This is a genomic window from Pantoea sp. YU22 (assembly GCF_003970755.1).
In the GTDB taxonomy this organism is placed as follows: domain Bacteria; phylum Pseudomonadota; class Gammaproteobacteria; order Enterobacterales; family Enterobacteriaceae; genus Pantoea; species Pantoea piersonii.
The window spans coordinates 189,692-215,491 of sequence record NZ_RYDU01000005.1 but is presented as its reverse complement, the minus strand read 5'-3'; the positions used below and the strand labels follow the sequence as shown (position 1 = coordinate 215,491).

Annotated in this window: 31 protein-coding genes; 25 read left to right on the top strand and 6 right to left on the bottom strand. The window is 54.4% G+C overall.

Annotated elements, in window-relative coordinates:
- Positions 1-84: 84 nt before the first annotated feature.
- The 23 genes from EKL29_RS10345 to EKL29_RS10235 all read left to right on the top strand — a co-directional run bounded on the left by EKL29_RS10345 (position 85) and on the right by EKL29_RS10235 (position 18,433).
- Complete coding sequence (locus EKL29_RS10345) at positions 85-549, top strand: phage terminase small subunit P27 family (protein ID WP_126689584.1); 465 nt, start codon at positions 85-87, stop codon at positions 547-549.
- A complete protein-coding gene (locus EKL29_RS10340; RefSeq protein WP_126689583.1) occupies positions 503-2,248 on the top strand; it encodes a terminase large subunit in 1,746 nt (581 codons plus the stop codon). Before EKL29_RS10345 ends, EKL29_RS10340 begins: the two co-directional genes overlap by 47 nt.
- Positions 2,248-3,552 carry a phage portal protein gene (locus tag EKL29_RS10335; protein ID WP_126689582.1) on the top strand — a complete coding sequence of 435 codons (1,305 nt, stop codon included), beginning with the start codon at positions 2,248-2,250 and terminating at the stop codon, positions 3,550-3,552. The genes EKL29_RS10340 and EKL29_RS10335 overlap by 1 nt, the downstream gene beginning before the upstream one ends.
- Positions 3,553-3,563: 11 nt before the next feature.
- Positions 3,564-4,412, top strand: a complete 849-nt coding sequence (locus EKL29_RS10330; RefSeq protein ID WP_033755925.1) for a head maturation protease, ClpP-related — start codon at positions 3,564-3,566, stop codon at positions 4,410-4,412.
- Positions 4,413-4,421: 9 nt separating this feature from the next.
- Positions 4,422-5,642, top strand: a complete 1,221-nt coding sequence (locus EKL29_RS10325; RefSeq protein ID WP_126689581.1) for a phage major capsid protein — start codon at positions 4,422-4,424, stop codon at positions 5,640-5,642.
- A 42-nt stretch (positions 5,643-5,684) separates the two neighbouring features.
- Complete coding sequence (locus EKL29_RS10320; RefSeq protein ID WP_311779004.1) at positions 5,685-5,987, top strand: hypothetical protein; 303 nt, start codon at positions 5,685-5,687, stop codon at positions 5,985-5,987.
- A gap of 9 nt (positions 5,988-5,996) precedes the next feature.
- Positions 5,997-6,326 carry a head-tail connector protein gene (locus EKL29_RS10315; RefSeq protein ID WP_126689580.1) on the top strand — a complete coding sequence of 110 codons (330 nt, stop codon included), beginning with the start codon at positions 5,997-5,999 and terminating at the stop codon, positions 6,324-6,326.
- 1 nt (position 6,327) lies between these two features.
- On the top strand, positions 6,328-6,717 hold the full coding sequence (locus EKL29_RS10310; protein WP_126689579.1) for a phage head closure protein: 390 nt from the start codon (positions 6,328-6,330) through the stop codon (positions 6,715-6,717).
- A complete protein-coding gene (locus tag EKL29_RS10305) occupies positions 6,710-7,216 on the top strand; it encodes a hypothetical protein (RefSeq protein ID WP_126689578.1) in 507 nt (168 codons plus the stop codon). The genes EKL29_RS10310 and EKL29_RS10305 overlap by 8 nt, the downstream gene beginning before the upstream one ends.
- Complete coding sequence (locus tag EKL29_RS10300; protein ID WP_126689577.1) at positions 7,213-7,773, top strand: hypothetical protein; 561 nt, start codon at positions 7,213-7,215, stop codon at positions 7,771-7,773. The genes EKL29_RS10305 and EKL29_RS10300 overlap by 4 nt, the downstream gene beginning before the upstream one ends.
- 3 nt (positions 7,774-7,776) lie before the next feature.
- The gene (locus EKL29_RS10295; protein WP_126689576.1) at positions 7,777-7,965 is read left to right on the top strand and encodes a DUF2635 domain-containing protein; all 189 of its coding nucleotides are present in this window, start codon (positions 7,777-7,779) and stop codon (positions 7,963-7,965) included.
- Positions 7,965-9,461, top strand: coding sequence for a phage tail sheath subtilisin-like domain-containing protein (locus tag EKL29_RS10290; protein ID WP_126689575.1), 1,497 nt, complete (start codon positions 7,965-7,967; stop codon positions 9,459-9,461). The genes EKL29_RS10295 and EKL29_RS10290 overlap by 1 nt, the downstream gene beginning before the upstream one ends.
- Positions 9,461-9,817: a phage tail tube protein gene (locus tag EKL29_RS10285; RefSeq protein ID WP_126689574.1), complete on the top strand. Its 357-nt coding sequence runs from the start codon at positions 9,461-9,463 to the stop codon at positions 9,815-9,817. Before EKL29_RS10290 ends, EKL29_RS10285 begins: the two co-directional genes overlap by 1 nt.
- Positions 9,814-10,137 carry a phage tail assembly protein gene (locus EKL29_RS10280; RefSeq protein ID WP_126689573.1) on the top strand — a complete coding sequence of 108 codons (324 nt, stop codon included), beginning with the start codon at positions 9,814-9,816 and terminating at the stop codon, positions 10,135-10,137. Before EKL29_RS10285 ends, EKL29_RS10280 begins: the two co-directional genes overlap by 4 nt.
- 84 nt (positions 10,138-10,221) lie before the next feature.
- A complete protein-coding gene (locus EKL29_RS10275) occupies positions 10,222-12,117 on the top strand; it encodes a phage tail tape measure protein (RefSeq protein WP_126689572.1) in 1,896 nt (631 codons plus the stop codon).
- A gap of 37 nt (positions 12,118-12,154) precedes the next feature.
- Complete coding sequence (locus EKL29_RS10270; protein ID WP_126689571.1) at positions 12,155-13,531, top strand: DNA circularization protein; 1,377 nt, start codon at positions 12,155-12,157, stop codon at positions 13,529-13,531.
- Positions 13,528-14,598, top strand: a complete 1,071-nt coding sequence (locus EKL29_RS10265) for a phage baseplate assembly protein (protein ID WP_126689570.1) — start codon at positions 13,528-13,530, stop codon at positions 14,596-14,598. The genes EKL29_RS10270 and EKL29_RS10265 overlap by 4 nt, the downstream gene beginning before the upstream one ends.
- Positions 14,598-15,155, top strand: a complete 558-nt coding sequence (locus EKL29_RS10260; RefSeq protein ID WP_126689569.1) for a phage baseplate assembly protein V — start codon at positions 14,598-14,600, stop codon at positions 15,153-15,155. The genes EKL29_RS10265 and EKL29_RS10260 overlap by 1 nt, the downstream gene beginning before the upstream one ends.
- Positions 15,152-15,565: a phage GP46 family protein gene (locus EKL29_RS10255; RefSeq protein ID WP_126689568.1), complete on the top strand. Its 414-nt coding sequence runs from the start codon at positions 15,152-15,154 to the stop codon at positions 15,563-15,565. The genes EKL29_RS10260 and EKL29_RS10255 overlap by 4 nt, the downstream gene beginning before the upstream one ends.
- On the top strand, positions 15,558-16,625 hold the full coding sequence (locus EKL29_RS10250) for a baseplate J/gp47 family protein (RefSeq protein WP_126689567.1): 1,068 nt from the start codon (positions 15,558-15,560) through the stop codon (positions 16,623-16,625). Before EKL29_RS10255 ends, EKL29_RS10250 begins: the two co-directional genes overlap by 8 nt.
- Positions 16,616-17,197 (top strand): YmfQ family protein, encoded by a 582-nt coding sequence (locus EKL29_RS10245; RefSeq protein ID WP_126689566.1) that lies wholly within the window; start codon positions 16,616-16,618, stop codon positions 17,195-17,197. Before EKL29_RS10250 ends, EKL29_RS10245 begins: the two co-directional genes overlap by 10 nt.
- A 2-nt stretch (positions 17,198-17,199) precedes the next feature.
- On the top strand, positions 17,200-17,973 hold the full coding sequence (locus tag EKL29_RS10240; protein ID WP_126689565.1) for a hypothetical protein: 774 nt from the start codon (positions 17,200-17,202) through the stop codon (positions 17,971-17,973).
- A gap of 7 nt (positions 17,974-17,980) precedes the next feature.
- Positions 17,981-18,433 (top strand): tail fiber assembly protein, encoded by a 453-nt coding sequence (locus EKL29_RS10235; RefSeq protein WP_126689564.1) that lies wholly within the window; start codon positions 17,981-17,983, stop codon positions 18,431-18,433.
- A gap of 35 nt (positions 18,434-18,468) precedes the next feature.
- Here the strand turns inward: EKL29_RS10235 and EKL29_RS10230 are convergent, their stop codons facing one another.
- The 5 genes from EKL29_RS10230 to EKL29_RS10210 form a co-directional block, all read right to left on the bottom strand.
- A complete protein-coding gene (locus tag EKL29_RS10230) occupies positions 18,469-19,908 on the bottom strand; it encodes a heme biosynthesis HemY N-terminal domain-containing protein (RefSeq protein WP_126689563.1) in 1,440 nt (479 codons plus the stop codon).
- Positions 19,901-20,821 (bottom strand): glycosyltransferase family 2 protein, encoded by a 921-nt coding sequence (locus EKL29_RS10225; protein ID WP_126689562.1) that lies wholly within the window; start codon positions 20,819-20,821, stop codon positions 19,901-19,903. Before EKL29_RS10225 ends, EKL29_RS10230 begins: the two co-directional genes overlap by 8 nt.
- Entirely contained in the window at positions 20,818-21,177 is a 360-nt protein-coding gene (locus tag EKL29_RS10220; protein ID WP_311779003.1) for a GtrA family protein, read from the bottom strand. The genes EKL29_RS10225 and EKL29_RS10220 overlap by 4 nt, the downstream gene beginning before the upstream one ends.
- Positions 21,178-21,356: 179 nt before the next feature.
- On the bottom strand, positions 21,357-21,590 hold the full coding sequence (locus tag EKL29_RS10215) for a hypothetical protein (RefSeq protein WP_126689560.1): 234 nt from the start codon (positions 21,588-21,590) through the stop codon (positions 21,357-21,359).
- 350 nt (positions 21,591-21,940) lie between these two features.
- Positions 21,941-22,780, bottom strand: coding sequence for a MurR/RpiR family transcriptional regulator (locus EKL29_RS10210; protein ID WP_120457495.1), 840 nt, complete (start codon positions 22,778-22,780; stop codon positions 21,941-21,943).
- Positions 22,781-22,950: 170 nt separating this feature from the next.
- On the opposite strand from EKL29_RS10210, the gene yfhb reads away from it, so the two are divergent.
- Positions 22,951-23,589 carry a phosphatidylglycerophosphatase C gene (gene yfhb, locus EKL29_RS10205; protein WP_120457497.1) on the top strand — a complete coding sequence of 213 codons (639 nt, stop codon included), beginning with the start codon at positions 22,951-22,953 and terminating at the stop codon, positions 23,587-23,589.
- 71 nt (positions 23,590-23,660) lie between these two features.
- Entirely contained in the window at positions 23,661-24,158 is a 498-nt protein-coding gene (gene tadA / locus EKL29_RS10200; RefSeq protein ID WP_120457498.1) for a tRNA adenosine(34) deaminase TadA, read from the top strand.
- A gap of 34 nt (positions 24,159-24,192) precedes the next feature.
- On the opposite strand, the gene mltF is transcribed toward tadA, so the two are convergent.
- Positions 24,193-25,650 carry a membrane-bound lytic murein transglycosylase MltF gene (gene mltF, locus EKL29_RS10195; protein WP_126689559.1) on the bottom strand — a complete coding sequence of 486 codons (1,458 nt, stop codon included), beginning with the start codon at positions 25,648-25,650 and terminating at the stop codon, positions 24,193-24,195.
- Positions 25,651-25,800: the final 150 nt, after the last annotated feature.

The window sequence follows — 25,800 nt, the reverse complement described above, 5'->3', positions numbered from 1 at the left end:
TTCAGGGGATAGCGACCTCCTGACCGCCCGCCCCCCTTTTTATGCACAACCGCGAAATGAAAAGTTTTTTTCTGGGAGGTTTTTATGGCCGGTAGACGACCAAAACCGACCCACCTTAAGGTCGTTACCGGCAATCCGGGCAAGCGAAAACTCAACGACAAAGAACCTTCACCCGCAAGAGAAATCCCGAGCCCGCCGGCACACCTCACTGACTGGGGAAAGGTAGCGTGGGGAAAGCTGACTGTCCTGCTCGACGGGATGGGCGTGCTGACCGTTGCCGATGTGCTGGCGCTGGAAAGGCTCTGCGATATTTACGCTGACATTCTTCAGCTGCGGATCACAATTGCGGATGAGGGCAGAACCTACACGGTCCAGACCGAAGGTGGATTTCTGATAAAAGCCAACCCGGCTGTTTCAATGCTGGCTGATGCAGACCGGCGATTCAAAAGCTACCTGGTAGAGTTCGGCCTGACACCGGCTGCCCGGTCAAAGGTGAACGTGAATGATGGAGAAAAAGAAGAAGACCCGCTCAACCAGTTCTTCGGTTGATCCGGCGACTCAGTACGCAATGGACGTTACCAGTGGTGCGGTTATTGCCGGTCCGGACATTCGAGCCGCCTGTGCCCGTCACCTTCGCGATCTGGAAGAGGGTCCGAAGCGCGGCCTGTTCTGGGATGTTGAAGCGGTAACGCGCGTCGTTAACTTCTTTGCTCAGGTTCTGAAGCTGAATGGCGGTGAACATGAGGGGAAACCTTTCATCCTGCTGCCGTGGCAGTGTTTCATTGTTGGCTCCCTGTTCGGCTGGAAAGCGGAAGACGGCACGCGCCGCTTTCGCATGAGCTATATCGAGTCCGGTAAGGGCTCGGGTAAATCGCCACTGGCGGGCGGAGTTGGTCTTTATCTGCTGATGGCAGACAAAGAGCCCCGCGCCGAAGTTTACGCGGCGGCCACGAAAAAAGACCAGGCGATGATCCTGTTCCGCGATGCGGTGACGATGGTCGATCAGTCGCCCGCGCTGGCGCAGCGCATTACTAAATCCGGCACCGGTCTGAACGTGTGGAACCTCGCGTTCCTGCAGACGGGTTCTTTCTTCAAGCCGATCAGTTCAGATGATGGTCAGTCAGGGCCGCGCCCGCATGGCGCACTGATTGACGAAGTGCACGAGCACAAAACAAACGCCGTTGTAGAGATGATGCGTGCCGGTACTAAAGGCCGCCGTCAGGCCCTGATGTTTCTGATCACCAACAGCGGCCACGATAAAACCAGCGTCTGCTATGAGTACCATGAGTACGGGCGGAAGGTTGCCGCCGGAGACCTGGAGGATGACAGCTTTTTCAGCTTCATCTGTTCGCTGGATGAAGGCGACGACCCGTTTAAGGACGAATCCTGCTGGGGGAAGGCTAACCCTTCGCTGGGCCAGACCTTCACTGACAAATATCTTCGGGAGCAGGTGACACAGGCGCGTGGCATGCCGTCAAAAGAGAGCATCGTCCGCCGCCTGAACTTCTGCCAGTGGGTGGAGGCGTCCGACCCGTGGATTGACAGCGACACCTGGATGAACTGCGAACAGGACTTTGACCCCGAAGATTTGGCAGGCGAAGAGTGCTATGGCGGTCTGGACCTGTCCGGCTCCCGTGACCTGACGGCGCTGGCGCTTTACTTCCCGAAATCCAAAAAACTGCTGGTTGAGTTCTGGACGCCAAAAGATTCTCTGCTTGAGCGCGCCAAAACGGACCACGTTCCCTATGACGCCTGGCTGCGTAACGGCTTTATTCACGCGCCGCCAGGCAAGGCGGTCAATTATGGCTTCGTGGCGGTGCGCATCGGTGAGCTGGCGGCCAGATACGATATTAAGTGCATCGCGTTTGACCAGTACCGCATTAAGTATCTGGAGCCCGAGCTGGAAAGCGAGTCTGTGAGCGTTGACCTTGTTCCTCACGGTCAGGGCTTTTACAAGGCTCAGGAGTCCGGGCTATGGATGCCGCGCTCTATCGAGCTGTTTGAGGAGCATCTCAATAACCGGGTGCTGACTATCAGGCCCAATCCCTGCCTGCGCTGGAATGCCGCCTGTGCGGTGCTTGAGGCTGATCAGAAGGACAACCGCATATTTGCCAAAAAGAAAAGCACCGGCCGCATCGATGGCGTGGTGGCTTCGGCTATGGCAATCGGCGCAGCGGAGGATGCGGTGCTGGTGGACAGCGGCGATCCTGATGATTTTTTTGATGACCCGATCATGGTAGGTATCTGATGAAGGAAAAAAAACAGCCGGGTCGCATCAAGAGCGCGATTGTGAACTGGCTCGGTGAGTCGATTGGGCTTAATGACGCTGCGTTCTGGCAGGAGTGGTACGGCACAAGCAGCAGCGGTAAGGTTGTGACAGCCGAGAAAGCGCTGGCGCTGGCCTCTGTCTGGGCCTGCGTGCGCCTGCTGAGCGAGTCAGTTTCAACCCTGCCGATGAAGATTTACGAACGTGCTGCTGACGGCTCGCGCAAGCTGGCGCTCAATCATCCGGCCTATCAGCTGCTGTGCCGCCGCCCGAACAGCGAAATGACGCCATCGCGCTTCATGCTGATGGTCGTTGCCAGTATCTGTCTGCGGGGTAATGCCTACGTTGAGAAAAAGATGATCGGCACCAGGCTGGTCTCACTGGTTCCGCTGCTTCCCCAGAGCATGAAGGTGGAGCGGCTGGACAGCGGCGAACTGCAGTACACATACACAGAGAAGGGCGTACCGCGCATCATCCCGGTTAAAAATATGATGCACATCCGGGGTTTTGGACTGGATGGTGTATGCGGAATGATGCCGATGCGCACCGGGCGAGACGTGTTTGGCGCAGCGATGGCGGTCGAAGAATCAGCCGCAAAAATTTTTGAAAATGGTATTCAGACGTCAGGTTTCTTTCTGTCAAAGAACCTGCTGACCAAAGAGCAGCGCCAGAAAAACCGCGAAAACCTCAACCGGTTCGTTGGTTCAAAAAACGCGGGCAAGGTGATGGTCCTTGAGGGTGACATGTCCTATCAGGGCATTACCCTTAACCCTGAAGATGCTCAGATGCTGGAGTCACGATCATTCAGCATTGAGGAAATCTGCCGCTGGTTCCGCGTGCCGCCGTTTATGGTGGGTCACGTTGATAAGCAGAGCAGCTGGGCGTCGAGCGTTGAAGGCATGAACCTGCTGTTCCTGACGAATACGCTGCGCCCGATGCTGGTGAACATTGAGCAGGAGATTTCACGCTGCCTGCTGAACGGTGATGAAGACCTGTTTGCTGAGTTCTCCGTTGAAGGCCTGCTTCGTGCCGACAGCGCCGGACGCTCCGCTTATTACACCACTGCGCTGCAGAACGGCTGGATGTCCCGTAATGACGTGCGCCGTCTGGAGAATCTGCCGCCGATTGAGGGTGGTGATATCTACACCGTGCAGCTGAATCTGACACCGCTTGAAGACTTACGCAAAAACAGCACCACCGCAAGGGCCACACTATTGCGTGAAGTTCACAACGCCGTTTTCCCGGACATTCCTTTCGAACAATCACCGCTTAAACAGGCGGCTTAGGAGCAACCCCAATGACAGTTAAAAGTCTTCCGGCAGCGCCGGAGGGGCGGCCTTTTGCGCGCGAAAATCGCGACCTGCCGTCCTCTGCAATGGAGCGCTGGAACGGCGGTATCAAAGCCGCAAAGAGTGATGAAAACAGCATTTCCGTGTTCGACGTAATTGGCGCTGACTGGTACGGCGACGGCGTTACCGCCAGCCGCATCGCGGCGGCGCTCCGCTCAATCGGCGGTGCTGACGTGACGGTGAATATCAATTCGCCCGGCGGCGACATGTTTGAAGGCCTGGCGATTTACAACCTGCTGCGTGAATACGAAGGGAAAGTCACCGTTAAAGTGCTGGGCCTCGCCGCTTCTGCTGCGTCGATTATCGCGATGGCCGGTGATGAGGTCCAGATTGGTCGGGGTGCTTTCCTGATGATCCATAACTGCTGGGTGTATGCGATGGGCAATCGTCACGACCTGCAGCAGATTGCGGCCGACATGGTGCCTTTTGATAAGGCAATGAACGATATCTATGGCGCGCGTACCGGTCTGGATGCCGCCACCATCGACGCGATGATGAATGCTGAAACCTATATCGGCGGCAGCGATGCGGTTGAAAAAGGTTTTGCGGATCGCCTGCTGGCGGCAGATGAGATTTCTGACGGCGACGATAGTCCGGCGGCTGCGCTGCGCAAGCTGGACGCGATGCTGGCAAAAACCGATGCGCCGCGCTCCGAGCGTCGAAAACTTCTTAAAGCATTAACCGGCGGCAAGCCTGGCGCTGCTGCCACCCCTGAAGGTATGCCGGGCGCTACCGACGAAATCAACCCCGAAAACATTGCTCAACTTCAAAACGCGCTGGCCGCGTTCGGCAAATAAGGAATTACCATGTCAGATGTAAATGAGTTACTGAAAAAAGTATCTGCAAAGCTGGAAGAGGTCTCCGGCACCTTCAGTCAGAAAGCTGAAGATGCGCTTAAAGAAGCAAAAAACTCCGGCCAGCTGTCTGCCCAGACCAAGGAAGCTGTAGACAAAATCGCCACTGAGTTTAACGCGCTGACGGAGGCTAACAAGGCCTTGAAAGCTTCGCTGGGCGATCTGGAACAGCACGTTGCGCAGATGCCACTGGCTAACGCAAAAAAGGTCATCGAAACCGTCGGTCAGACCGTGATCAGCAGCGAAGCGCTCAAGTCTTTCGCCGCCAGCATTGAGGGAAACCGCCGCCTGAGCATTCCGGTTAATGCTGCACTGCTTTCAGCGGACGTTGCCGATGGTGTTGTTGAGCCACAGCGCCTGCCGGGTATTGATACGCAGCCAAAACAGCGCCTGTTTATCCGCGATCTGATTGCCCCCGGTCGCACCTCGTCTCCAGCTATTTTCTGGGTGCAGCAGACAGGCTTTACCAATGCCGCAAAAGTGGTGCCTGAGGGCACGACCAAGCCGTACAGCGGCATCAAGTTTGCCACCAAAATCACGCCGGTAGTCACTATCGCTCACATGTTCAAAGCCGCGAAGCAAATCCTTGACGACATGCCGCAGCTTCAGTCAACCATCGATGCAGAAATGCGCTTCGGCCTGAAGTATGTCGAAGAGCAGGAGATTCTTTTTGGCGACGGCACCGAAGGCGCACATCTGCACGGCATTGTACCTCAGGCCACCGCGTTTGAGGCCGCGTTCGAAGTCGCAAATCAGAGCGGTATTGATGACCTGCGTCTGGCGATGCTTCAGGCACAGTTGGCGCGTTTCCCTGCGTCGGGCCACATTCTGCACTTTATCGACTGGGCCAAAATCGAGCTGACCAAAGACACGCTGGGCCGCTATATCCTGGCAAATCCGGCTGCGCTGACCGGCCCGACACTCTGGGGGCTGCCAGTTGTGGCCACCGAAACTGCCGCATTCCAAGGGAAATTCCTTACCGGTGCGTTCAATGCTGCCGCACAGCTCTTTGATCGTGAAGAGGCCAACGTGGTCATCTCAACTGAGAACGCCGACGACTTTGAGAAAAACATGATCTCAATTCGCTGCGAAGAGCGTCTGGCGCTGGCGGTTAAGCGCCCTGAAGCCTTCATTTATGGCTCGTTCACCGCTCCTGCTCCGGCTGGCGCGTAACCCATCACGGCGGCCTGCGGGCCGCTTCACGGAGAAAGCACGATGAAACTGACTCTTGTCCGGCCCAACTATCACGAAGGTGTTGTCGTTCCTGAAGGCGGCACGATTGAAACCACGGAGCAGCATGGCCGCGAGCTGGTGAAAAAAGGTTACGCGCGGGTAGTGGCTGACGATGACGCCAAAGCGAAAGCGGCAGCTGAAGCGAAGGAAAAAGCTGAAGCTGAAGCCAGAGCAAAAGCCGAAGCCGATGCTAAGGCTCAGGCAGAGGCAGAAGCCAGAGAAAAAGCGGACGCGGAAGCCAAAGCGAAAGCGGCAGCTGAGGCGAAAGAAAAAACTAAAAAATAAGGCGTTACCATGCTGCTGACACTTGAAGAAATCAAACAGCAGTGCCGACTGGAGAGCGACTTCACGGAAGAAGATCGGCTGCTTGAGCTTTTTGCTCTGGCCGCCGAGGCAAAGGCGGTGACCTATCTCAACCGTAATCTGTATAAAACGGTGGCTGATATTGCACCGCTGGATACCGATGGCATGATTATTACTGAAGATATCCGGCTTGCATTGCTGATGCTGGTCAGCCACTGGTATGAGCATCGTAGTTCAGTTTCAGAGCTGGAGATGACGGAGACGCCCCAGGCGTTTGAGTTCCTGCTCTATTCGCGACGTCTGCCGGTATCGGGGTATTAGCATGCAGCGACGCTCATCAAACACCAGTGCCATATTCACGCTGCCCGACCCCGGTGAACTTAATAAGCGCATTCACCTGCGCCAGCGCATCGACCTGGCGGCAGCGGATTACGGCACAGAACCGGTCTATCAGAATGAAAAGGATGTGTGGGCGAAGGTCCGGCAGGTGGGGGCCACCACCTATCATGAATCCGTTCAGGCTGATGAAACCATTACCCACTACATGACCATCCGTTATCGCCGGGGCATCACTTCCGATTTTGAGGTGGTTTACAGCGGGTGCGTGTATCGCGTTAAGCGCCTGCGCGACCTCAACTCTGCGGGTCGCTATCTGCTGCTGGAGTGCGAGGAGCTGGGCGCTGTGGGGCGTGAAGGAGAGATGTATGGCTAAGCCGCTTCTGCACGTCGATTTTCAGCAGCCTAAAGACCTCATTTTTAACCGGGCTAAAATGCGCCGCGCGTTCATTCATATTGGTCAGGTTCACATGCGTGATGCACGGCGTCTGGTCATGCGGCGTGGCCGTTCTGCTCCGGGCGAGTATCCGGGATTCAGAACCGGCAGGCTGGCGCGGTCTATCGGCTATTACGTTCCCCGCGCATCAAAAAGCCGTCCGGGCCTGATGGTACGTATCGCGCCAAACCAGAAGCGGGGCGAAGGCAACCGCCTCATTGAGGGTGACTTCTACCCGGCGTTTCTGTTCTACGGCGTCAAGCGTGGCGCTAAACGCAAAAAGAGTCACCACAAAGGAAAATCCGGCGGTAATGGCTGGCGCGTTGCTCCGCGTAAAAACTACATGACCGAGGTACTGGAGGCGCGCAAAACGTGGACGCGCTACGTCCTTAGTCGTGCGCTGCGAACCTCCCTGCGGCCTGAAAGGAAAAAGAAATGAAACTATCACTGGTGATCGCTGCACTCCGGGCGCGATGTCCGATGTTCGCGGGCAACGTCGCCGGGGCGGCTGAATTTAAAGCCATCCCTGAAACAGGAAAGATGCGTCTGCCGGCGGCGTATGTGGTGCCGACCGAAGACGTCACCGCTGAGCAGAAGTCCCTGACTGACTACTGGCAGAACGTGACTGAAGGTTTTGCGGTAGTCGTGGTGCTGGACAATACGCGCGACGAGCGCGGTCAGGCAGCCGGGTATGACGCCGTGCACGATGTCCGGCAGCAAATCTGGAAGGCGCTTCTAGGCTGGGAGCCTGATTCCGACGCAGGCCCGGTGGCGTATTCCGGCGGTCAGCTGCTGGATATGGACCGGGGCCGCCTTTATTACCAGTTCGAATTCATGCTGACGCGGGAAATCACCGAAGAAGACACGCGCCAGCAGGATGATCTTAACGCTCTGGACGAGCTGAAAACGGTGGAAATCGACGTTGATTACATCGAACCGGGCAACGGTCCTGACGGCATCATTGAGCACCACACCAAAATCAACCTCAGCGAGTAAATCATGCAAATCAGACCCAAGCGCGGGCGGTCAGTTCCTGACCCTGTCCGGGGCGATCTGCTGCCTTCAGAAGGCCGGAACGTCGAAGAAAGCAGCTACTGGCACCGCCGCATTGCGGATGGTGATGTCGAAGAAGTCAGCGCGGAAAAAGAAAAGCCTGCTGCTGACCCCAAGAAAAAGGGCGGTGAATAATGTCAGTCTCGTTCCCCACTATTCCGTCAGACCTCCGCGTACCGCTGTTCTGGGCGGAGATGGACAACAGCGAAGCGAACACCACACAGAGCAGCGGCCCGTCGCTGCTGATTGGCTTCGCCTCAGCCGACAGCACCATCACAAAAAATAAACTCACCATCATGCCGTCTGCCGCGCTGGCGGGCAGGGTTGCAGGCCGTGGCAGCCAGCTGGCCCGTATGGTGGCACGCTATCGCGCTGTCGATCCGTTTGGTGAGCTATGGGTTATCGCAGTGACCGAGCCGGAAGGCGAAGCCGCCACAGGCACCGTGACGCTGACCGGCAATGCTCAGGCTTCAGGTTCGCTCAGCCTGTATATCGGCGCGGTACGGGTCCAGGCCCCCGTGGTGACCGGCGACGCTCCGGCAGCCGTGGCCGCGACGCTGGCCGCTGCCATTAACGCTAATGCTGACCTGCCGGTGACCGCCGCCGCAGCAGCTGGCGTTGTCACGCTCACAGCCCGTCACAAAGGCATTACCGGCAACAGCATTCCGCTGGCGCTGAACTACTACGGCACTGCGGGAAGTGAAACCACCCCTGACGGCGTTAACGTTGCAATTGCCGCGATGTCTGGCGGTACGGGCTCACCGTCACTGGCTGCAACAGTGGCCGCGATGGGTGACGAGCCGTTTGACTTCATTGGCACGCCGTTCAGTGATTCCGCCTCGCTGGCGACGCTGGCACTGGAAATGAACGACTCTTCCGGACGCTGGGGCTATGCACGTCAGCTTTACGGCCACGTCTACACGGCAAAAATCGGCACGCTGTCTGACCTGGTGGCCTTCGGCGACACCATGAACAACCAACACATTACCGTAGCCGGTTATGAGCCTGCTGTTCAGACGGCAGCGGATGAGCTGGTTGCACTGCGCACCGCCCGTAACGCCGTGTTTATCCGCGTTGATCCGGCACGCCCGACGCAGACCGGTGAATTGTCAGGCGCATTACCGGCACCGGCAGGCAGCCGCTTTACCCTGACTGAGCAGCAGTCCCTGCTGAAGCATGGTATCGCCACAGCGTACGCCGAGAGCGGCGTGCTGCGCATTCAGCGCGACATTACCACCTATCAGCGCAACGCCTACGGCGTGGCAGACAACAGCTATCTGGACAGTGAAACACTGCATACCAGCGCCTACGTTATCCGGCAGCTGAAAAGCATCATCACCAGTAAGTACCCGCGCCATAAGCTGGCAAATGACGGAACGCGCTTCGGGCCGGGTCAGGCTATCGTAACGCCTGCCGTGCTGAAAGGTGAAATGTGCGCCAGCTATCGCTCCATGGAGCGGGCAGGCATTGTGGAGAACTTCGATCTCTTCAGGCAGCATCTGGTGGTTGAACGCAACGTAAGCGACCCGACCCGCGTGGATGTCCTGTTCCCTCCGGATTACGTTAACCAGTTGCGCGTCTTTGCGCTGCTTAATCAGTTCCGTCTGCAATACAGCGAGGAGAGCGCGTAATGTCAAAGATTGCGGGTACAGCATACGTCAAGGTGGACGGCCAGCAGCTGTCGCTGACCGGCGGCATTGAGGTGCCGATGAACACCAGGGTGCGTGATGACGTGATCGGCCTGGCCGGTGACGTGGATTACAAAGAGACGCACCGCGCACCTTACGTCAAAGGCACTTTTAAGGTGCCGAAAGCGTTTCCGGTCACCAAGCTGATGGACTCAGACCAGATGACCATCACCGCCGAACTGGCTAACGGCATGGTTTACGTGCTGTCTGAAGCTTTCCAGTTCGGTGAAGCCAACCACAATGCGGAAGAGGGTACGGTTGACCTCGAATTCCACGGCTCAGAAGGATTCTATCAGTGAGTGAACTTCAGCTTTCAAAACCCATTACGGCGCATGGTGAGACTATTCATGTGCTGGAACTGCGTGAGCCATCGTTTGACGAGATCGAACAAATCGGCTTTCCGTTCACCATTGGCAGTGAAGGAAATATCAAAATCGACAGTTCAGTATCACTGCGCTATATCCCGGTGCTGGCCGGGGTCCCTCGATCGTCTGCCAGCCAGATGGCGAAGATTGATATTTTCAAAGCCTCAATGACGATTCTGGGTTTTTTTACCGGCTCGGGAGCGGGAGAAATCTCCGGCAGCGATGTTACAACGTCGCTCACTTCTGGCGAATAAACCCTCTTGAACTGAAGCGGTCAGCTCTTTCCGATTTTCTGGAGCTTGAGGAAGAGGCATTACGCATAAGCGAGGAAATAAAGAATGGCTGACAGCTTTCAGTTAAAGGCTATCATCACGGCCGTAGACCAGCTCACCGGCCCGATGAAAGGGATGCAGCGCCAGTTAAAAGGGTTTCAGAAGGAATTCTCATCGCTTGCTGTCGGGGCAACAGCTATTGGCGCATCCATTCTGGGTGCGCTGGCTATCCCCGTAAATCAGGCCATTAAGTTTGAATCAACGATGGCTGATATCCGCAAGGTCGTTGACGGCCTTGATAACGCTGACGCTTTCAGGAAGATGAGCCAGGACGTTATTGACCTGTCAACGAAGCTACCGATCACAGCCGACGGCATCGGTCAGATTGTTGCTGCAGCTGGGCAGGCAGGTATTGCCCGAAATGAGCTTGTCGGGTTTGCGGAAGATGCGGCCAAGATGGGTATTGCGTTTGACCAGACTGCGGAAGAGTCCGGGCAGATGATGGCCACCTGGCGAACCGCTTTCAAAATGACGCAGAAAGATGTTGTCGGCCTGGCGGACAAGGTGAACTACCTTGGTAATACCGGGCCTGCCAGCGCAGCTAAAATTTCTGAAATAGTCACCAGCGTGGGCTCTCTTGCGGCGGTGAACCACGTTTCTACGGGCAATCTTGCCGCGCTGGGTGCCACCATCGCAGGGATGGGTGTTCAGTCTGAAGTAGCCAGCACTGGTATCCAGAACTTCATGCTTTCACTGTCTAATGCGAGCAGTGGCAATGCAAAAAAAGTTCTGAAGCAAATCGGGTTTACGTCTAAGTCGCTTGCCAGCGGGATGGTGAAGGATTCAAGAGCAACCATGCTGAAGGTGCTTGAGGGGCTCAATAAGCTACCTGAAGCCAGTAAGTCAAAAGCACTTGAGTGGTTGTTTGGGCGGGAATCAGCTAAATCAATTGCACCACTGCTTACTAATCTCGACCTGTTACGCAAAAACTTCGATAAGGTTGCGGATGCCCAGCAGTATGCTGGATCAATGCAGAAGGAGTATGACTCCCGCGCAGACACTACCGAAAACAAACTCACACTGATGCAGAACGGCATAACTGCTGTAAGCCTGGCGCTGGGTGATGCCCTTACGCCGCATCTTAAGCAGGGTGTTATTGCACTCATGCCCTACATAAAACAGACGGAAAAGTTTGTCAGAGACAACCCCGAGCTGGTCAGATCGGTTGCGAAATTTGCCATCTCTTTGATTGCAGTGGGTGCGGCTGTCGGGGCTGTCTCGCAGTCTTTTAAAGTGCTTAATATGGTAATGAACCTGTCCCCTGCCAAACTGGCTATCGCTGCTCTTGCTGCCGGTGCATTGCTGATAATTAACAACTGGGATCAGGTTGGCCCGGTCGTTAAGCAGGTCTGGACTGAGATAGACAATGTTGCTCAGGAGATGGGGGGGTGGCAGACCGTTATTGAGGGAATCGGTGCGGTAATGGCCGGTTCTTTCGCCATTAAAACTATCGGTTCTCTGCAGCAGGCGGTAAATCTGGCAGGTTCACTGTCTGGCCTGCTGGGTAAAATCAGCCGCCTCGGCGCAATGACCATTACGATTGGCATAGCAATCTCACTCCTGAAGCAGCTGCAGGATTTGGACAAGCAGGCAAATGCCCAAGGCGTAAGTAAGGGTGAGTTTCTGGTTAACCGGATGCAGTCACAAGAACGGGAGCGGGGTTATAACGGCTTCTTCCCGAGGCTCCGTGAAATACTCGGGATGGATAATCCTATTCCTGAAGGTCGGTACGATCCTAAAGTGGGTCTTGATCGCCCATCCTCTGCTGGCCGACCGCAAGCAGGAGAGTTGAAGGTCAATTTTGAGAATGCGCCGCCGGGAATGCGTGTTGCTGCTCCAGCTGGTAGCGCAACTCCCTGGCTTAGTTATGATGTTGGATACAGCCGATTCTCGAACCAATAACCCGCTCCGGCGGGTTTTTTTATGTCCGGAGTAAGTCATGGCCTGGAAAGATAATCTGCAGGATGCCTCACTGCGTGGCATCGCATTTAAGGTGGACAGCGATGAGGCAACATTTGGCCGTCGCGTGCAGGTGCATGAGTATCCGAACCGCGATAAGCCGTGGGCGGAGGATTTAGGCCGGGCAACTCGCCGCTTCAGCGTTCAGGCCTACCTGATTGGCGATGATTTCTTTGAGCAACGCAACCGGCTGATTGAGGCTATTGAAAAGCCGGGATCATGTACGCTGGTTCATCCCTATTACGGCGAAATGACCGTAGTTGTAGATGATGCCGTGCGGGTCAGTCACTCGCAGAGCGAAGGGCGCATGTGCCGCGTCAGCTTCAGCTTTGTAGAGTCCGGCGAACTGTCTTTCCCGACCGCGGGGCTGGCAACCGGCCAGAAATTATCCTCTTCCGTTTCGTTTCTTGATGATGCCATATCATCAGCATTCGGTGCCTTTGGTATGGACGGCATGCCGGACTTCCTGCAGGACGGCGTGCTGGATGATGCAGCGGGAATGTTCAGTACTGTGACCAGTGCCTTTCAGTATGTTGACTCTGGCATCAGCGCTGCATCCCGACTGATGCAGGGGGATTTATCGGTGCTGCTTAAACCGCCATCCAGTGGCATGAGCTTTGTTAACCGCCTGCAGACCATGTGGCGCGCCGGAACGCGGCTGACCGGCAATGCCTCTGACCTCATGTCGATGATTAAGGGCCTGACCGGTGTCACGGTTGATTCCGGTCTTGCACCGCGTGGAGTGTGGAAAACGGACAGCAAAACTGCTCAGGCGCAGACCACACAGCGAAATTACGTGGCGCAGGCGTTACGCACCACGGCTATCAGCGAGGCAGCTGCCACCGTCATAAGCCTTCCGCAGCCAGCAATCCGCACCGTCACGCGCCAGCAGGACCCCCAGCAGCCGGTTTTGGTATCACATCCAGCCGTCAGCAATATTCGGCCCGACTCTGGTAATGCCGCTTCAGATACTGATACGTCAGCGACCGCGACGGTTTCCGCATCATCTGGCGTGACGACCTCTCTGGATAACAGCTCAATTATTTCATGGGATGACCTTGCGCAGGTGCGTGACAGTCTCAATGAGGCCATTGACCTTGAAATGGAGCGCGTTTCAGATGATGGGCTTTATCAGGCACTGGTGACGGTAAGAACAGACGTTAACCGCGATATATCAGCCCGCCTGGAGCAGGTCGAGCGCATGACGGAGCGCACACCTTCGCAGGTCATGCCCGCGCTGGTGCTGGCCGCAGACTGGTTCGACTCCGCATCGCGAGCAGGTGACATCACGGCGCGTAACGGCATCCGCCATCCCGGTTTCGTGCCGGTTCAGTTACTGAGGGTGCCGGTACGATGAATAACACAGTTATTTTAAGGGTAAACGGTCAGGAGTGGGGCGGCTGGACTTCGGTCAGGATCGCCGCAGGTATTGAACGTATCGCCCGCGACTTTACCGTTGAGATTACCCGCAGCTGGCCCGGCGATACCGACCAGGCGGTGCGCAGTACCCGCATCAAAAACGGTGACCTCGTTGAAGTCCTGATAGGCACCGACAAGGTGCTGACCGGTTATATCGAGGCGACACCTGTCCGGTATGACGCACGCAGCATCAACGTGGGGATATCAGGGCGCAGCAAAACGGCTGACCTCATCGACTGCTCAGCCACGCCGTCGCAGTATGCCGGTCGTTCGCTGGCGCAGGTGGCCGCCGAGCTGGCAAAGCCATTCAGCATAAAGGTGTTGGATGCGGGAGGTGCGTCCGGTGCGCTTCAGGGCATTCAGGCCGACCAGGGCGAAACGGTCATGGACGTGCTGAATAAAATGCTCGGGCTGCAGCAGGCGCTGGCATATGACAACGCGCTGGGGAATCTTGTTATCGGCGGCATTGGCAGTCAGCAGGCACACACTGCACTGGTGCTGGGTGAAAATATTCTTTCGTGCGACACCGAGAAAAGCATCCGGGACCGGTTCAGCGACTATCAGGTGTCCGGTCAGCGCAAGGGGAACGACGACGACTTTGGCGAGGCCACAACTACGGCCATCCGCTCAAAGACTATAGATGGCGGCCTGAAGCGCTACCGCCCGATGATTATTCGCCAGACCGGCAACGCTACTACGGCAACCTGCAGCGCCCGTGCAGAATTTGAGATGCGCCAGCGTGCTGCACGCACCGATGAGGTGACCTACACCGTGCAGGGCTGGCGGCAGGGTGACGGCTCACTCTGGCTGCCAAACCTGCAGGTGATCGTCTTTGACCCCGTTCTGGGTTTTAACAATCGCCAGATGGTGATCGCCGAGGTGACCTACCAGCAGGATGAAAACGGCACCATAACCGAAATCCGCGTAGGACCTCCGGATGCTTATCTCCCTGAGCCAGAGAAACCCGGCAAGCGCAAGAAAAAGAAAGAAGAGGATGATTTCTGATGGCTAACCCGATTTCAGGCATTGGCCGTGCGCTGTCAAACCTGCTGGCGCGTGCGGTGGTTCGCGGACTGAGCACGGCCACAAAGTGTCAGATGCTTCAGGTTGAAATGGCCGGGGGCGAGGGAAAAAGCGACATTGAGCACATGGAGCCATACGGGTTCACCGCCGCGCCGCTCACTGGCGCTGAAGCCGTTGCCGCTTACTTTGATGGTGACAGATCACACGGCGTTGTGCTGGTTGTCTCTGACCGTCGATTCCGTATCAAAGGTCTGACGTCTGGCGAAGTAGCGGTATATGACGATCAGGGGCAGTCGGTGACGCTGACCCGCTCAGGAATTGTCGTCAATGGCGCAGGCAAGCCGATCACCTTTACCAACGCGCCAAAGGCCCGGTTTGAAATGGACATCGAATCTACCGGCGAAATCAAAGACAGGTGCGATTCTTCCGGGCTGACCATGTCAGCCATGCGCATAGCCTATAACGGTCACACGCACAAAGAGAACGGCTACGGTGGCGGCACTACCGACGCGCCCACGCAGAAAATGGAGGCGTCATGATAGTTATGATTAATGGCGTCCAGCGTGATGTGAAGTGGACACCTGATCCTCTGACACGCGCTGTCATTATCTCATTGTTCTCCTGGCGAAAGGCTGAGCCTGACGATAACCCGGAGCAGGATAACGGCTGGTGGGGCGACAGCTTCCCTACCGTGCAGAATGACCGCATCGGTTCCCGCCTTTATCTTCTCTGCCGACAGAAACTCACCAATAAAACGCCGCTCAAAGCGCGTGAATATATCAGTCAGGCGCTTCAGTGGCTGGTGGATGACGGCGTAGCGATAAGGGTGGACGTGAAGGCTGAGCGCACCGGCATTAACACACTCAGTGCCTCAGTAGTTATCAGCCAGAAAGACGGCAACCGCACGGCATTTTCCTTTGACGATTTATGGAGTGAACTTAATGGCTGACAGTGGATTTACCCGCCCGACACTCCCTCAGTTAATCACCACCGTCCGCAACGATATTCTTACCCGACTGGCAGCTGATTCGACGCTGGCGGCATTGCGCCGCAACGACGCTGAAGTTTATGGGCGCGTTCAGGCAGCGGCGGTACACACCGTTTATGGCTATATCGATTATCTGGCACGTAACCTTTTGCCTGACCTGGCAGATGAGGAATGGCTGACGCGGCATGCCAACATGAAGCGATGCCCGCGCAAAGCGGCTACAGCGGCTGCAGGATACGTGCGCTGGGACGTTACTGCAAAAGATATAACCGTTCCGGCCGGTATGACTATCCAGCGTGATGATCTGACCTCCTACACCACAACAGCAGCGGCCACGTCAGCAGGGGGCTTGCTGCGCGTACCGGTTATCTGTGATGCGGCTGGAAAGTCCGGCAATACTGATGATGGTCTGGCGATGCGACTGGTGAGCCCTATCACCGGCCTGACGTCTGCGGGAGTGGCCGACAGCATTCAGGGGGGCGCGGATGCTGAAGACCTCGAAGTCTGGCGGGCACGCATCATCGAGCGATGGTACTGGACCCCGCAGGGCGGCGCTGACGGTGATTATGAGATATGGGCTAAAGAGGTGCCGGGCATCACACGCGCCTGGACTTACCGGCACTGGAGCGGACGGGGAACGGTGGGCGTCATGGTGGCAAAAAGCGACCTGATAAACCCTATCCCCGACGCCGCCACGGTGGCTGCTGTCAAAGCGTACATTGAACCGCTGGCCCCGGTGGCCGGTGCAGATATCTACGTCTTTGCTCCAGCGGCTCACACGGTTAATTTCCAGATTCGGCTGAACCCGGACACCACGGCGGTGCGGTATGCCGTTGAGGCTGAACTGCGTTCGATGATGCTGCGCGATGGCGGGCCGGACAGCGTGCTGAAGCCATCACGCATCAGTGAGGCTATCAGCATCGCAACGGGTGAATACAGCCACACGCTGGTCAGCCCGGCAGCTGATGTCACCATCGCGAAAGGTGAGGTGGGCGTGGTGGGGACAATATCATGGACTTAACGGCGCAGTACCGGCAGATGCTGGGTGCGCTGCTGCCTCGCGGCCCTGCGTGGGACAGTGATGACCTGATGCTAACCGGATTTGCTCCCTCACTGGCAGCGGTGCATGGGCGCGCAGATGCCCTGATGCTGGAAACCGACCCGCGCTCAGTGACTGAGCTGATTGACCGTTATGAAAATATCAGCGGACTGCCTGACAGCTGCGCACCGCCGGGCGTGCAGACCCTGCAGCAGCGGCGTCAACGTCTTGATGCAAAGCTCAATCTGGCAGGTGGCATCAACGAAGCTTTTTATCTGGCTCAGCTTGAGGCTCTGGGTTACACCGGCGTCACAATCACCCGCTACAACAAAAGCCAGTTTACCTGCCTGTCTGACTGCACTGATTCACTCTTTAGCGACGACTGGCGTTACTACTGGCAGGTTAACATGCCAGCCGCTACGCAGATCACTGATATGACGGCTATCAGCAACAGCACCGACAGTCTGCGCATGTGGGGCGACACCATTGCCGAATGCGTACTGACGAAGCTGGCTCCGTCGCACACTTATGTAATTTTCAAATACCTGGAGTAATTATGCATCGTATTGACACACCTACAGCCCAGAAAGATAAGTTTGGTGCCGGTAAGAACGGATTTACGGGCGGGAACCCGCAGACAGGAGAGCTTCCCACTGCCCTTGATGCTCCTTTTTTTGATTCAGTTCAGGAGGAGATTAGTAGTGTGATTGAGGCTGCTGGAATCATTCTTGATCGAAATAAAAATGATCAGCTTTTAGCAGCCGTTAGAGCAATACTAGCACTCAAATCAGGCTCTTCAACTCAGGCTTTTAGGGTCGCAAGTGCGCCGGACGATAACAATGCTGCAGTTCCTGTATCTCTTCTTAATTCTGGGTTGAAGCTGAAGGCTGGTCTGAACGGTGATGCCAGCCAGTCATTTCAGATGGCGAATAATGGCACGGGTTCATATGGCGTTAACAATGACCGCCTGAATTTTGTTTTACAGGGCTATGCCGCTCTTGCTGGGAATCAGTTCACTCAATTTTCTGTTGGTGGTGCGACCTCAGCGGCGCATGCTGTTAGGCTAGATCAGTTTCAGTCAGGGACTAATGGAAATGGGGCATGGACAAAAATGCCCGGTGGTGGGCAGTGGTGCAGACAGAACCTGACACTTGCGGCAAATACTACAACTACATGGACATTCCCAGCTGGATTTTCAGCAGCGCCTGCAGTGTTCGTCACCGCAATTAATGGCGCTTTCCAGTGCTGGCTGAATGGCATTGGGGCTAATAACTGCGGTATCTTCAACAATGGCGCGGCTTTAAACGTTAACCTTTTGGCTGTGTGGTAATTAAAAAATGACTGATGAAATCAACGAAGTTCAGGCAACTGAAGAGATTGTGCCGCTCCCTATTCGATATTTTGTTCAGACTGATGACGACGGCTACGTTACCGGAATGATGGTCGCGGTAAACGAACTGGAAGCGGAAGGATATATATTAGCTCAGCTTCAGGAAGTTAACGATGACGTTTTCGAGTCTATTGGGCAAGACTCAAAATACGTTGATGGAAAGGTAATACAGGGGGAGCCAAAACCTGCTCTCCTTACAGTTGATGACGCGAAGGCTATAAAGTCTGCGTTATTGGCTGAAGCAAATACCAACACTCAGCCGTGGCAGACGCAGCTAATATTGGGGATCATTACTGATTCAGATAAGGCCTTGCTGACAACATGGATGAAGTATTATCAACAAGTTCAAGCTATAGATATCAGTAAAGCGCCGGAAATTATTTGGCCGGAACATCCTTAGATGGTAATTTAGCGCAGGGGAACTGCGCTAAAGCATTAAAAATCTGTTGTGGATTTTAACATGGCAGAGCCCGTGCTTATTATTACGCAGTTATCCACACACTGACTCGGGTTGTTAATTGTTGGTTTGTAAGGTATTTCAAATGAAAAGCCTTTTTTATTCTTTAAATATAAAGCCATGCCCCACGGAGCCCATTCATTGGCTAACGAAATATTTCCGAATTCATCCGTTCGCTGCACGTTAGAAAAAGAATTATAAGTAGGATTTGTAATGTCTATCATTACTTTTCCTGAGTAATCTTTGCTCACTTTATTTGATAATTCAGCAGCAAGCGACTGAAGCTCTGAGCGTTGAGGAATAACGAACCCACGGACAATATTGTAAGAACAACTGGCAGCTATCACTGCGGCTAAAACGCATGCGAGCGTAGAACCAAAGTTTGGGAGTCGGTCACAGACTGAAAGCAGTCCGACTATAAATAATGAGGTGAAAATAATTGTTAGCCCAGGCATGGTTCTCCATGTCGCCCAAGATTCACTAACAATCAAGCTAAGACTAAAGCTTCCTATGCCAAACATTGCGACAAGCAGCAGTTTCCATACTCCATCACTTAAGCGGAAGACAAAGAATAAACCAACGATCGTCACTATGATACTAATAACTAAATACCACAGGGAAAGGGTTATGTCATAGTTCGAAAGAGCTATTCTCATTGGTTCCGAAACAAACCACTTCATCTTCCCAATAAGATCGTGAGTTAATGCCGCGCGCTGGAACGTCTCGCCATACATCATCAGTGGAATGATTTTAGTCATGACAGCACTGCTTACAACCCCACAAGCAGTTAACGCAAACGAGAGAATGCATTTTTTAACGTCAACCTTTTTTTCTGAAAGGCAAACCTCGATAAATGCGAAAGCAAGAAGTGCCATCCCTGCAGGCTGATAAATGGCGAACGCAGCAGATACTAACAAAAAAGAAGTTATAAGCCGACCCGCGTAACGAGACTTGATTCCAGAAAGGCAGTCGTATGACATCAGTGACAACCAAGTAGCCATCACATAAACGCAGCATGTTGCCCATGATGTATACACCTGAAAGGTTGGTAGTAAGCCAAGAGATAATGCCAGAAAAGCCCTTTTGAAATTTGATTCCAGAATCGATTTTCTTTTTAAGAACATATAAAGATGAACGGAGAAGCCTGCCGCGCACATAGCAGAAAAATAGCGAAGATAAGCAAGGTCCATCAAGTCAATGTTTACTTTGTAAGCCATTAAGCGTAGATAAGCAAACAATGGCCTTCCAGACATTATATCCCACTTAAACGTATCGCAGAAACCGGCTAAAACCTGACCAAGCAACGCGTAATCATCATTAAATGCATAGCTGAATAAATATGCCGGGCAAAAAGCAAGCAGGACAACAATGAAAATAATCCCCTCAGGTTTTATTGACTTCCATATTTCTTTATTCATTTTCACTTCCTGTTTTAATTATGTATCTTGGTCTTTTCTTTGTCTCAATATATATCCTTCCGATATACTCTCCAAGAACACCGATGCCAATTAGCTGCACTCCGCCAAGAAAAAGAATTGACACTAGTATCGAAGGATAACCAGCAACGGGATTGCCCCAGAAAATTTTGTCGATTATCATCCACACCCCATAAACGAAAGAAAGGCCTGCGACACAAAACCCAATGTAGGTCCACATTCGAAGCGGGAAGGTGGAAAATGACGTTATCCCCTCAAGCGCAAGGTTCCATAATTTCCATCCATTAAACTTAGATATGCCAGCAACTCGTTCTGCGCGAGAATACTCGACTACGTCAACATTACCGCCTACCCAAGATAATATGCCTTTCATAAATAGGTTTCGCTCCGGAAGTAGCTTTATGTTTTCAACTACTTCGCGAGACATCAACCTAAAATCACCAACATTTTCCTCAATTTCTGGAGAGCTGATTTTATTATGAAGGCGATAAAACCATTCAGCAGTTTTACGCTTTAAATGACCGTCTTTGCTGCGATCTATGCGCTTAGCCAAAACAACATCAGCGCCATTTATCCACTTTTCTATGAGTTGTGGGATGACAGTTATCGGGTCCTGAAGGTCTACGTCAATTGGGATTGCAGCGTCACCAGATGCATGCTCAAGTCCTGCAAATAGGGCAGGTTCTTTACCGAAGTTTCTGGTGAATGAAATAGCTTTTACAAGCGGATCAGAGATGCTCAGGGCATTGATGATGCTCTCTGTTGAATCTTTACTTCCATCATTAATGAAGACGATTTCAACCTCATATCCAGTCAAGTCACGACGAACCGCTTGGTAAAAAATTGGCACTGCTTCTTCTTCATTGAAAACGGGAACGACTAATGAAATCTTCATTTTCCTTCTCTGAAAACTATGTATTTAGAGTAAGCAAACCCGCAGACCAGACTGGTTGCTGAAAATACAACGAGCGTTATAACAGGACTCAATTGTAACTTATCGGCGTACGCTCCAACCGCGGCTGCCATGCCACCCATGAAGGAAAGGTAAAGCAGGTACCGTATAGTTGTCGCTTCAGAGTTGAACGTCCACTTTGCGTTAGCAAAAAATGAAAACGTAACAGCACAGCAAAAGGCCGCAAAGTTGGACTTAGATTGCGACAGGCCTTCGAAATAAAGTGCTGCAAAAACAGCCCAATGTATCAAGGTGTTAACCACTCCAACCGATACGTAACGAACGAAAAAGTTAAACATCAGGATTTTCCTAAAATGCTAAGGCGCGGATCTTGTCATTACATTTGTGTTATAGCAATAATCTGTAAGTGAAAATTATGAAAAAAAGCTCCGGCGAGGGCGGCATAGGGATGACGCGCCTCTCTGGGCAGGCTGCGGGGTGGGTGTATTAAGTTGAGTCAGGCAAAACGTCATCCGGGCTAATCGATAAATTTCAGGCTGGGATTACTAGCTCCCTCGTCTATTGCATCCGCACACTTCAACAATTCCGCAGCCAATTTCCTAGCCATGTCCGAGCGAATGCTGATCGACATGTCGGGAAATGGGTGTGGATCATCAATATGTCCTGTCAGTGAATCCTTCATCACAAAATCCACCACTAACAATTTCCCCATCGCACTATAGATCATGCCAAATTCAGTAAGCTCTGACATACGCCCAACGTTCGACAACCTTGAATCCCCCATAAAGAACACCTTTTAACTGTGATTTTATACAGTATATATCACAGTGAAATTGTCCTTGTGAACTCGAAATCACCACTGAACAGAACACGATGAGCAGTTAAGGGGATGATTCTTGTGTTGCGGTAAATGCATATAGATGAAGGAGCACAGTGGAAACGTACAACGCAATGGACAACACAAATTGTCAATTTGCTGTTATATATGATAAAAATGAGCTGTGTTACACATATCGCAATTAATGCATCTGGCGGTAATCAGCAGCGCCATCATTTCACCTGATCAGCTAAAAACGGCGCCATTATACTCGCGTTCGCCGCTTAGTTCAGCTTTTTCACCAGCGCTTCGCTATGGCGGATATGGCTGGCAGCGCGTTCCGGATCGTTCTGCACCAGCGCCATAAACAGCAAATCGGTCAACGCCAGCTGCGCCGTGGTCGAGGAGATAGCGGCGCTGCGCGTGCTCTGCTCCTCCGCCACGGTATAGAGACAGTGGGTCGCGGTCTGCTGCAGGCTGTTGGGCGTAAAGCCGGTAAACGCCAGCACGTAGGCGCCGATCTGTGCGGCTTCCTGCGCCGCCAGATTGATCTCTTTCCGCTCGCCGGTGTAGGAGATCGCCAGCAGCACGTCGCCGGGACGCATCGCCTGCACGCTTGCCAGCAGCGCGTGCATATCCTGCTCCGCCACCGCATTGATGCCGATCTTCATCAGCTTCCAGGAAAAATCTTTCGCCACCAGTCCGGAGGCGCCAATGCCCACCAGCACGATGCGCTGGGCGTTTTTCAGCAGGTGCAGCGTCTCGGTCAGTTTCTCTTCGCTGTTGATATCGAGCGTGGCGCGAATAGCGGAAAGCTTTTCGGTTAGCAGCTTCTCGCCCACTGTTTTTAGCGAATCATCGCTAAGAATATGGTTATGCACGGTAATGGCGTCGCGATCCGCCAGCGATTCGCTCAGCGCCAGCTTAAGCGCGGGAAACCCCTTATAGCCCAGCTTTTGCGCGAATTTCACCACGCTCGACTGGCTCACTCCCGACTCTTCAGCCAGTTTCTGCGAGCTGAGATGGCGCGCCCGATCCGGCTGTGACAACAGAAAGTCCGCCAGCCGGCGCTCGTTTAGCGCCAGACGCGGATAGAGCTGACGAATGCGCAGCAATGAGCTCATGCCTGGTCCTCGTTTAAGTATCCTGCCGCAAGATGCGTATATCCGCTGAAGAATAAACTATTCATCTGGCATTGTAGTAGCTGGAATTAAAAATAGCCGCCGTCGCCGCTGCGGCGGTTGATGGCTACAATAAGGAGCAGGGTGGAGAACAAAACTAGAAGGAGCGTTTTTTGACCAAAGGTACACAACGTCGCGTCGTGTTTTTCGATCTGGACGGCACACTACATCAGCAGGATATGTTTGGCACTTTTATGCGCTACCTGCTGTGGCGCCAGCCGCTTAACTTACTGCTGGTGGTGCCGCTGTTGCCGGTGGTGGGGCTTGGCTTGCTGATTAAAGGGCGCGCGGCGCGCTGGCCGATGAGTCTGTTGCTCTGGTCGATCACTTTTGGCCGTTCAGAGCGTACTCTGCTGCGGCGCGAAGCGGAGTTTGCGCAGTGGTTCCGTCAGCGCGTGACCGCCTTTCCGGTGGTGCAGCAGCGTCTGACTGACTATCTGAGCAGCGACGATGCCGACGTCTGGCTGATTACCGGCTCGCCGCAGTCGCTGGTGGAGCAGGTCTACTACGATTCGGCGTTCCTGCCGCGCGTGAAGCTGATCGCCAGCCAGATGCAGCGTGGACTGGGCGGCCGCGTGCTCGCTATGCGCTGTCTCGGCCATGAGAAGGTGGTTCAGCTTGAGGAGCAGATCGGCACGCCGCTGCAGCTCTACAGCGGCTACAGCGACAGTAAGCAGGATAATCCGCTGCTCTTTTTCTGCCAGCATCGCTGGCGCGTAACGCCGCGCGGCGAACTTCAGCAGCTGGAGTAGGGTTTCATCTTCGAATCTGCGCGCGGGATCGCTATAATGCGCCGCTTTGCTGCTGCCGGGAGTGGGCCTGCGTGAATCAATCTCAAGACGAATACTGGATGCGCCATGCGCTGCGGCTGGCGCGCATGGCCTGGGAGCAGGGCGAGGTGCCGGTCGGCGCGGTGCTGGTGCAGGGCGATCGCGTTATCGGCGAAGGCTGGAACCGGCCCATCGGCCAGCACGATCCTACCGCGCATGCCGAAATTATGGCGCTGCGCCAGGGCGGCAAGGTGCTGGAAAATTATCGCCTGCTTGATACCACGCTCTACGTGACGCTGGAGCCCTGCGTGATGTGCGCCGGCGCGATGGTGCACAGCCGCATCGGGCGGCTGGTTTACGGCGCCAGCGATGAGAAGACCGGCGCGGCTGGCTCGCTTATGGATGTGCTCGGCCATCCCGGCATGAATCATCAGATCACGCTGCAGAGTGGCGTACTGGCGGATGAATGCGCGGCAATGCTGAGCGACTTTTTCCGCATGCGGCGCGAGCAGAAAAAAGCGCTGCGTCAGGCGCAGCGCGGAACGGAATGATGGTGCGCGACGCGTCTGAGCGAATACCCCAGTCTCAGTTCATCGCAATTTCCGGCTCGACCGCCGGATAACCGCTGCCCAGCTCCGCTTCCTGCGCGGAGCGCTGGGCAAGGCGTTTCTCCTGCTCCTGCAGATACCCCACCAGGCTCAGCTGATACTTACGGATATTTTCCACGTAGTTGTAGGCTTCCTGACCGCGCGCGTAGCCGTAAGTGGTCTGCGCGTAATAGCGCTTCTGGCTCAGCATCGGCAGCCGCAGCTTTACGTCCGCCCAGCTGTCGGCATTGCCGCCCTGTTTCGCGGTAAGTTTGCGCGCGTCCAGCATATGAGCATAACCCATGTTATACGCCGCCAGCGCGAACCAGATGCGCTCCTCCTCGGGAATGGTGTCGGGCACTTTTTCCATCATGCGTTGCAGATAGAGGCTGCCGCCGCGAATGCTCTGTTCGATATCGGTGCGATCCTCAACGTTCACGCTATCGGCGGTGTTGCGCGTCAGCATCATCATGCCGCGTACGCCAGTAGGGGAGGTCGCCAGCGGATTCCAGTGCGACTCCTGATAGGAGATTGCCGCCAGCAGTCGCCAGTCGATGCTGGCCGCATACTTCTCAAACAGCGGCTTGATCTCCGGCAGCGTCACGTCAATAGCGCGTAAAAAGGTGCGGGTATCAACGTAGTCGAAGGTGCCGACGTGGCCAAGATACTTCTCCTCCAGGCGCGCCATCGCCCCTTCTTCGCCCATAGAGTTGAAGAAGTCGAGCATGGCGGCATCCAGGCTGCTGTCGTCACTGTGTGGCACATACCAGGTGACCGGCTCCTCATCGGTGACGTCGAACGCCACCGCCAGCTGCGGATGGATGCGCTGCAGCAGGGCGATGGTAACGGAGTCGCCGATGGTGTAGTCGAGCTTGCCGTCGGCTACCGCTTCCAGCAGGGCTTTAGGCGCCTGGTCGGTGGAGATAACCCAGTTAAGATCGGGATACTGTTTATCGCGCGCCGCTTTCAGCGACGAAAGGTAGGCTGAGCCGGAAGCGACTCTGAGCTCGCCTTTCAAATCGCCGAGAATCTTCGGGCGCGGCTTATCGACGCGATAGACCAGCTGCTGGGACACGGAGTAGTAGCTCGGCCCGGTTTTGTAGCGCGTCAGCCTCTCATCGTTGTAAATCAGACCCGCCGCCAGCAAGTCCGCCTTGCCGTCGTCAAGATCGTCAAACAGATCGCTGAGGTTTGGACGCACCGTAACCTTGAGCTTAACGCCCAGGTAGTCGGCAAAACGTTTCGCCAGTTCATAATCCATACCGGCCGGAGCTTTATTAACGGTGTAGTAAGTCAACGGGGAATTGATGGTACTGATACGCAGCACTCCCCGTGATTTTATCTGGGAAATCGCATCCTGTCCGTTGCCGTACCACGGGACAGATGGCCACAAAGCCATCGCCAGCAGCAAGGTGACAAGACCGATAAACAGATAGTTTAATTTTAGGCGTTTCAAATAGTTGTCTCTCGCTGGCTCTAAGGCCTCTGTCTTTTAAAGGCAGTATTGATCTTTTTTAAACTCTCAGAGCGAGGGGCATTTTGCGCAACTCAGCAGCGCAGAGCAACTTATAAAGCAGGTTTTGCGCAAATTTCAGGCAATTCCGTG

Excerpts from the sequence above, each read along its gene's own strand:
- EKL29_RS10330 (WP_033755925.1), top strand. The coding sequence starts at position 3,564 with ATGACAGTTAAAAGTCTTCCGGCAGCGCCGGAGGGGCGGCCTTTTGCG.
- EKL29_RS10310 (WP_126689579.1), top strand. The coding sequence starts at position 6,328 with ATGCAGCGACGCTCATCAAACACCAGTGCCATATTCACGCTGCCCGAC.
- EKL29_RS10215 (WP_126689560.1), bottom strand. The coding sequence starts at position 21,590 with ATGTCAGAGCTTACTGAATTTGGCATGATCTATAGTGCGATGGGGAAA.
- EKL29_RS10255 (WP_126689568.1), top strand. The coding sequence starts at position 15,152 with ATGATAGTTATGATTAATGGCGTCCAGCGTGATGTGAAGTGGACACCT.
- EKL29_RS10270 (WP_126689571.1), top strand. The coding sequence starts at position 12,155 with ATGGCCTGGAAAGATAATCTGCAGGATGCCTCACTGCGTGGCATCGCA.
- EKL29_RS10265 (WP_126689570.1), top strand. The coding sequence starts at position 13,528 with ATGAATAACACAGTTATTTTAAGGGTAAACGGTCAGGAGTGGGGCGGC.
- EKL29_RS10345 (WP_126689584.1), top strand. The coding sequence starts at position 85 with ATGGCCGGTAGACGACCAAAACCGACCCACCTTAAGGTCGTTACCGGC.
- EKL29_RS10290 (WP_126689575.1), top strand. The coding sequence starts at position 7,965 with ATGTCAGTCTCGTTCCCCACTATTCCGTCAGACCTCCGCGTACCGCTG.
- EKL29_RS10295 (WP_126689576.1), top strand. The coding sequence starts at position 7,777 with ATGCAAATCAGACCCAAGCGCGGGCGGTCAGTTCCTGACCCTGTCCGG.
- EKL29_RS10275 (WP_126689572.1), top strand. The coding sequence starts at position 10,222 with ATGGCTGACAGCTTTCAGTTAAAGGCTATCATCACGGCCGTAGACCAG.
- EKL29_RS10235 (WP_126689564.1), top strand. The coding sequence starts at position 17,981 with ATGACTGATGAAATCAACGAAGTTCAGGCAACTGAAGAGATTGTGCCG.
- EKL29_RS10335 (WP_126689582.1), top strand. The coding sequence starts at position 2,248 with ATGAAGGAAAAAAAACAGCCGGGTCGCATCAAGAGCGCGATTGTGAAC.
- EKL29_RS10210 (WP_120457495.1), bottom strand. The coding sequence starts at position 22,780 with ATGAGCTCATTGCTGCGCATTCGTCAGCTCTATCCGCGTCTGGCGCTA.
- EKL29_RS10245 (WP_126689566.1), top strand. The coding sequence starts at position 16,616 with ATGGACTTAACGGCGCAGTACCGGCAGATGCTGGGTGCGCTGCTGCCT.
- EKL29_RS10225 (WP_126689562.1), bottom strand. The coding sequence starts at position 20,821 with ATGAAGATTTCATTAGTCGTTCCCGTTTTCAATGAAGAAGAAGCAGTG.
- EKL29_RS10250 (WP_126689567.1), top strand. The coding sequence starts at position 15,558 with ATGGCTGACAGTGGATTTACCCGCCCGACACTCCCTCAGTTAATCACC.
- EKL29_RS10230 (WP_126689563.1), bottom strand. The coding sequence starts at position 19,908 with ATGAATAAAGAAATATGGAAGTCAATAAAACCTGAGGGGATTATTTTC.
- EKL29_RS10305 (WP_126689578.1), top strand. The coding sequence starts at position 6,710 with ATGGCTAAGCCGCTTCTGCACGTCGATTTTCAGCAGCCTAAAGACCTC.
- EKL29_RS10300 (WP_126689577.1), top strand. The coding sequence starts at position 7,213 with ATGAAACTATCACTGGTGATCGCTGCACTCCGGGCGCGATGTCCGATG.
- EKL29_RS10240 (WP_126689565.1), top strand. The coding sequence starts at position 17,200 with ATGCATCGTATTGACACACCTACAGCCCAGAAAGATAAGTTTGGTGCC.
- EKL29_RS10220 (WP_311779003.1), bottom strand. The coding sequence starts at position 21,177 with ATGTTTAACTTTTTCGTTCGTTACGTATCGGTTGGAGTGGTTAACACC.
- EKL29_RS10285 (WP_126689574.1), top strand. The coding sequence starts at position 9,461 with ATGTCAAAGATTGCGGGTACAGCATACGTCAAGGTGGACGGCCAGCAG.
- EKL29_RS10320 (WP_311779004.1), top strand. The coding sequence starts at position 5,685 with ATGAAACTGACTCTTGTCCGGCCCAACTATCACGAAGGTGTTGTCGTT.
- EKL29_RS10315 (WP_126689580.1), top strand. The coding sequence starts at position 5,997 with ATGCTGCTGACACTTGAAGAAATCAAACAGCAGTGCCGACTGGAGAGC.
- EKL29_RS10340 (WP_126689583.1), top strand. The coding sequence starts at position 503 with ATGATGGAGAAAAAGAAGAAGACCCGCTCAACCAGTTCTTCGGTTGAT.
- EKL29_RS10260 (WP_126689569.1), top strand. The coding sequence starts at position 14,598 with ATGGCTAACCCGATTTCAGGCATTGGCCGTGCGCTGTCAAACCTGCTG.
- EKL29_RS10325 (WP_126689581.1), top strand. The coding sequence starts at position 4,422 with ATGTCAGATGTAAATGAGTTACTGAAAAAAGTATCTGCAAAGCTGGAA.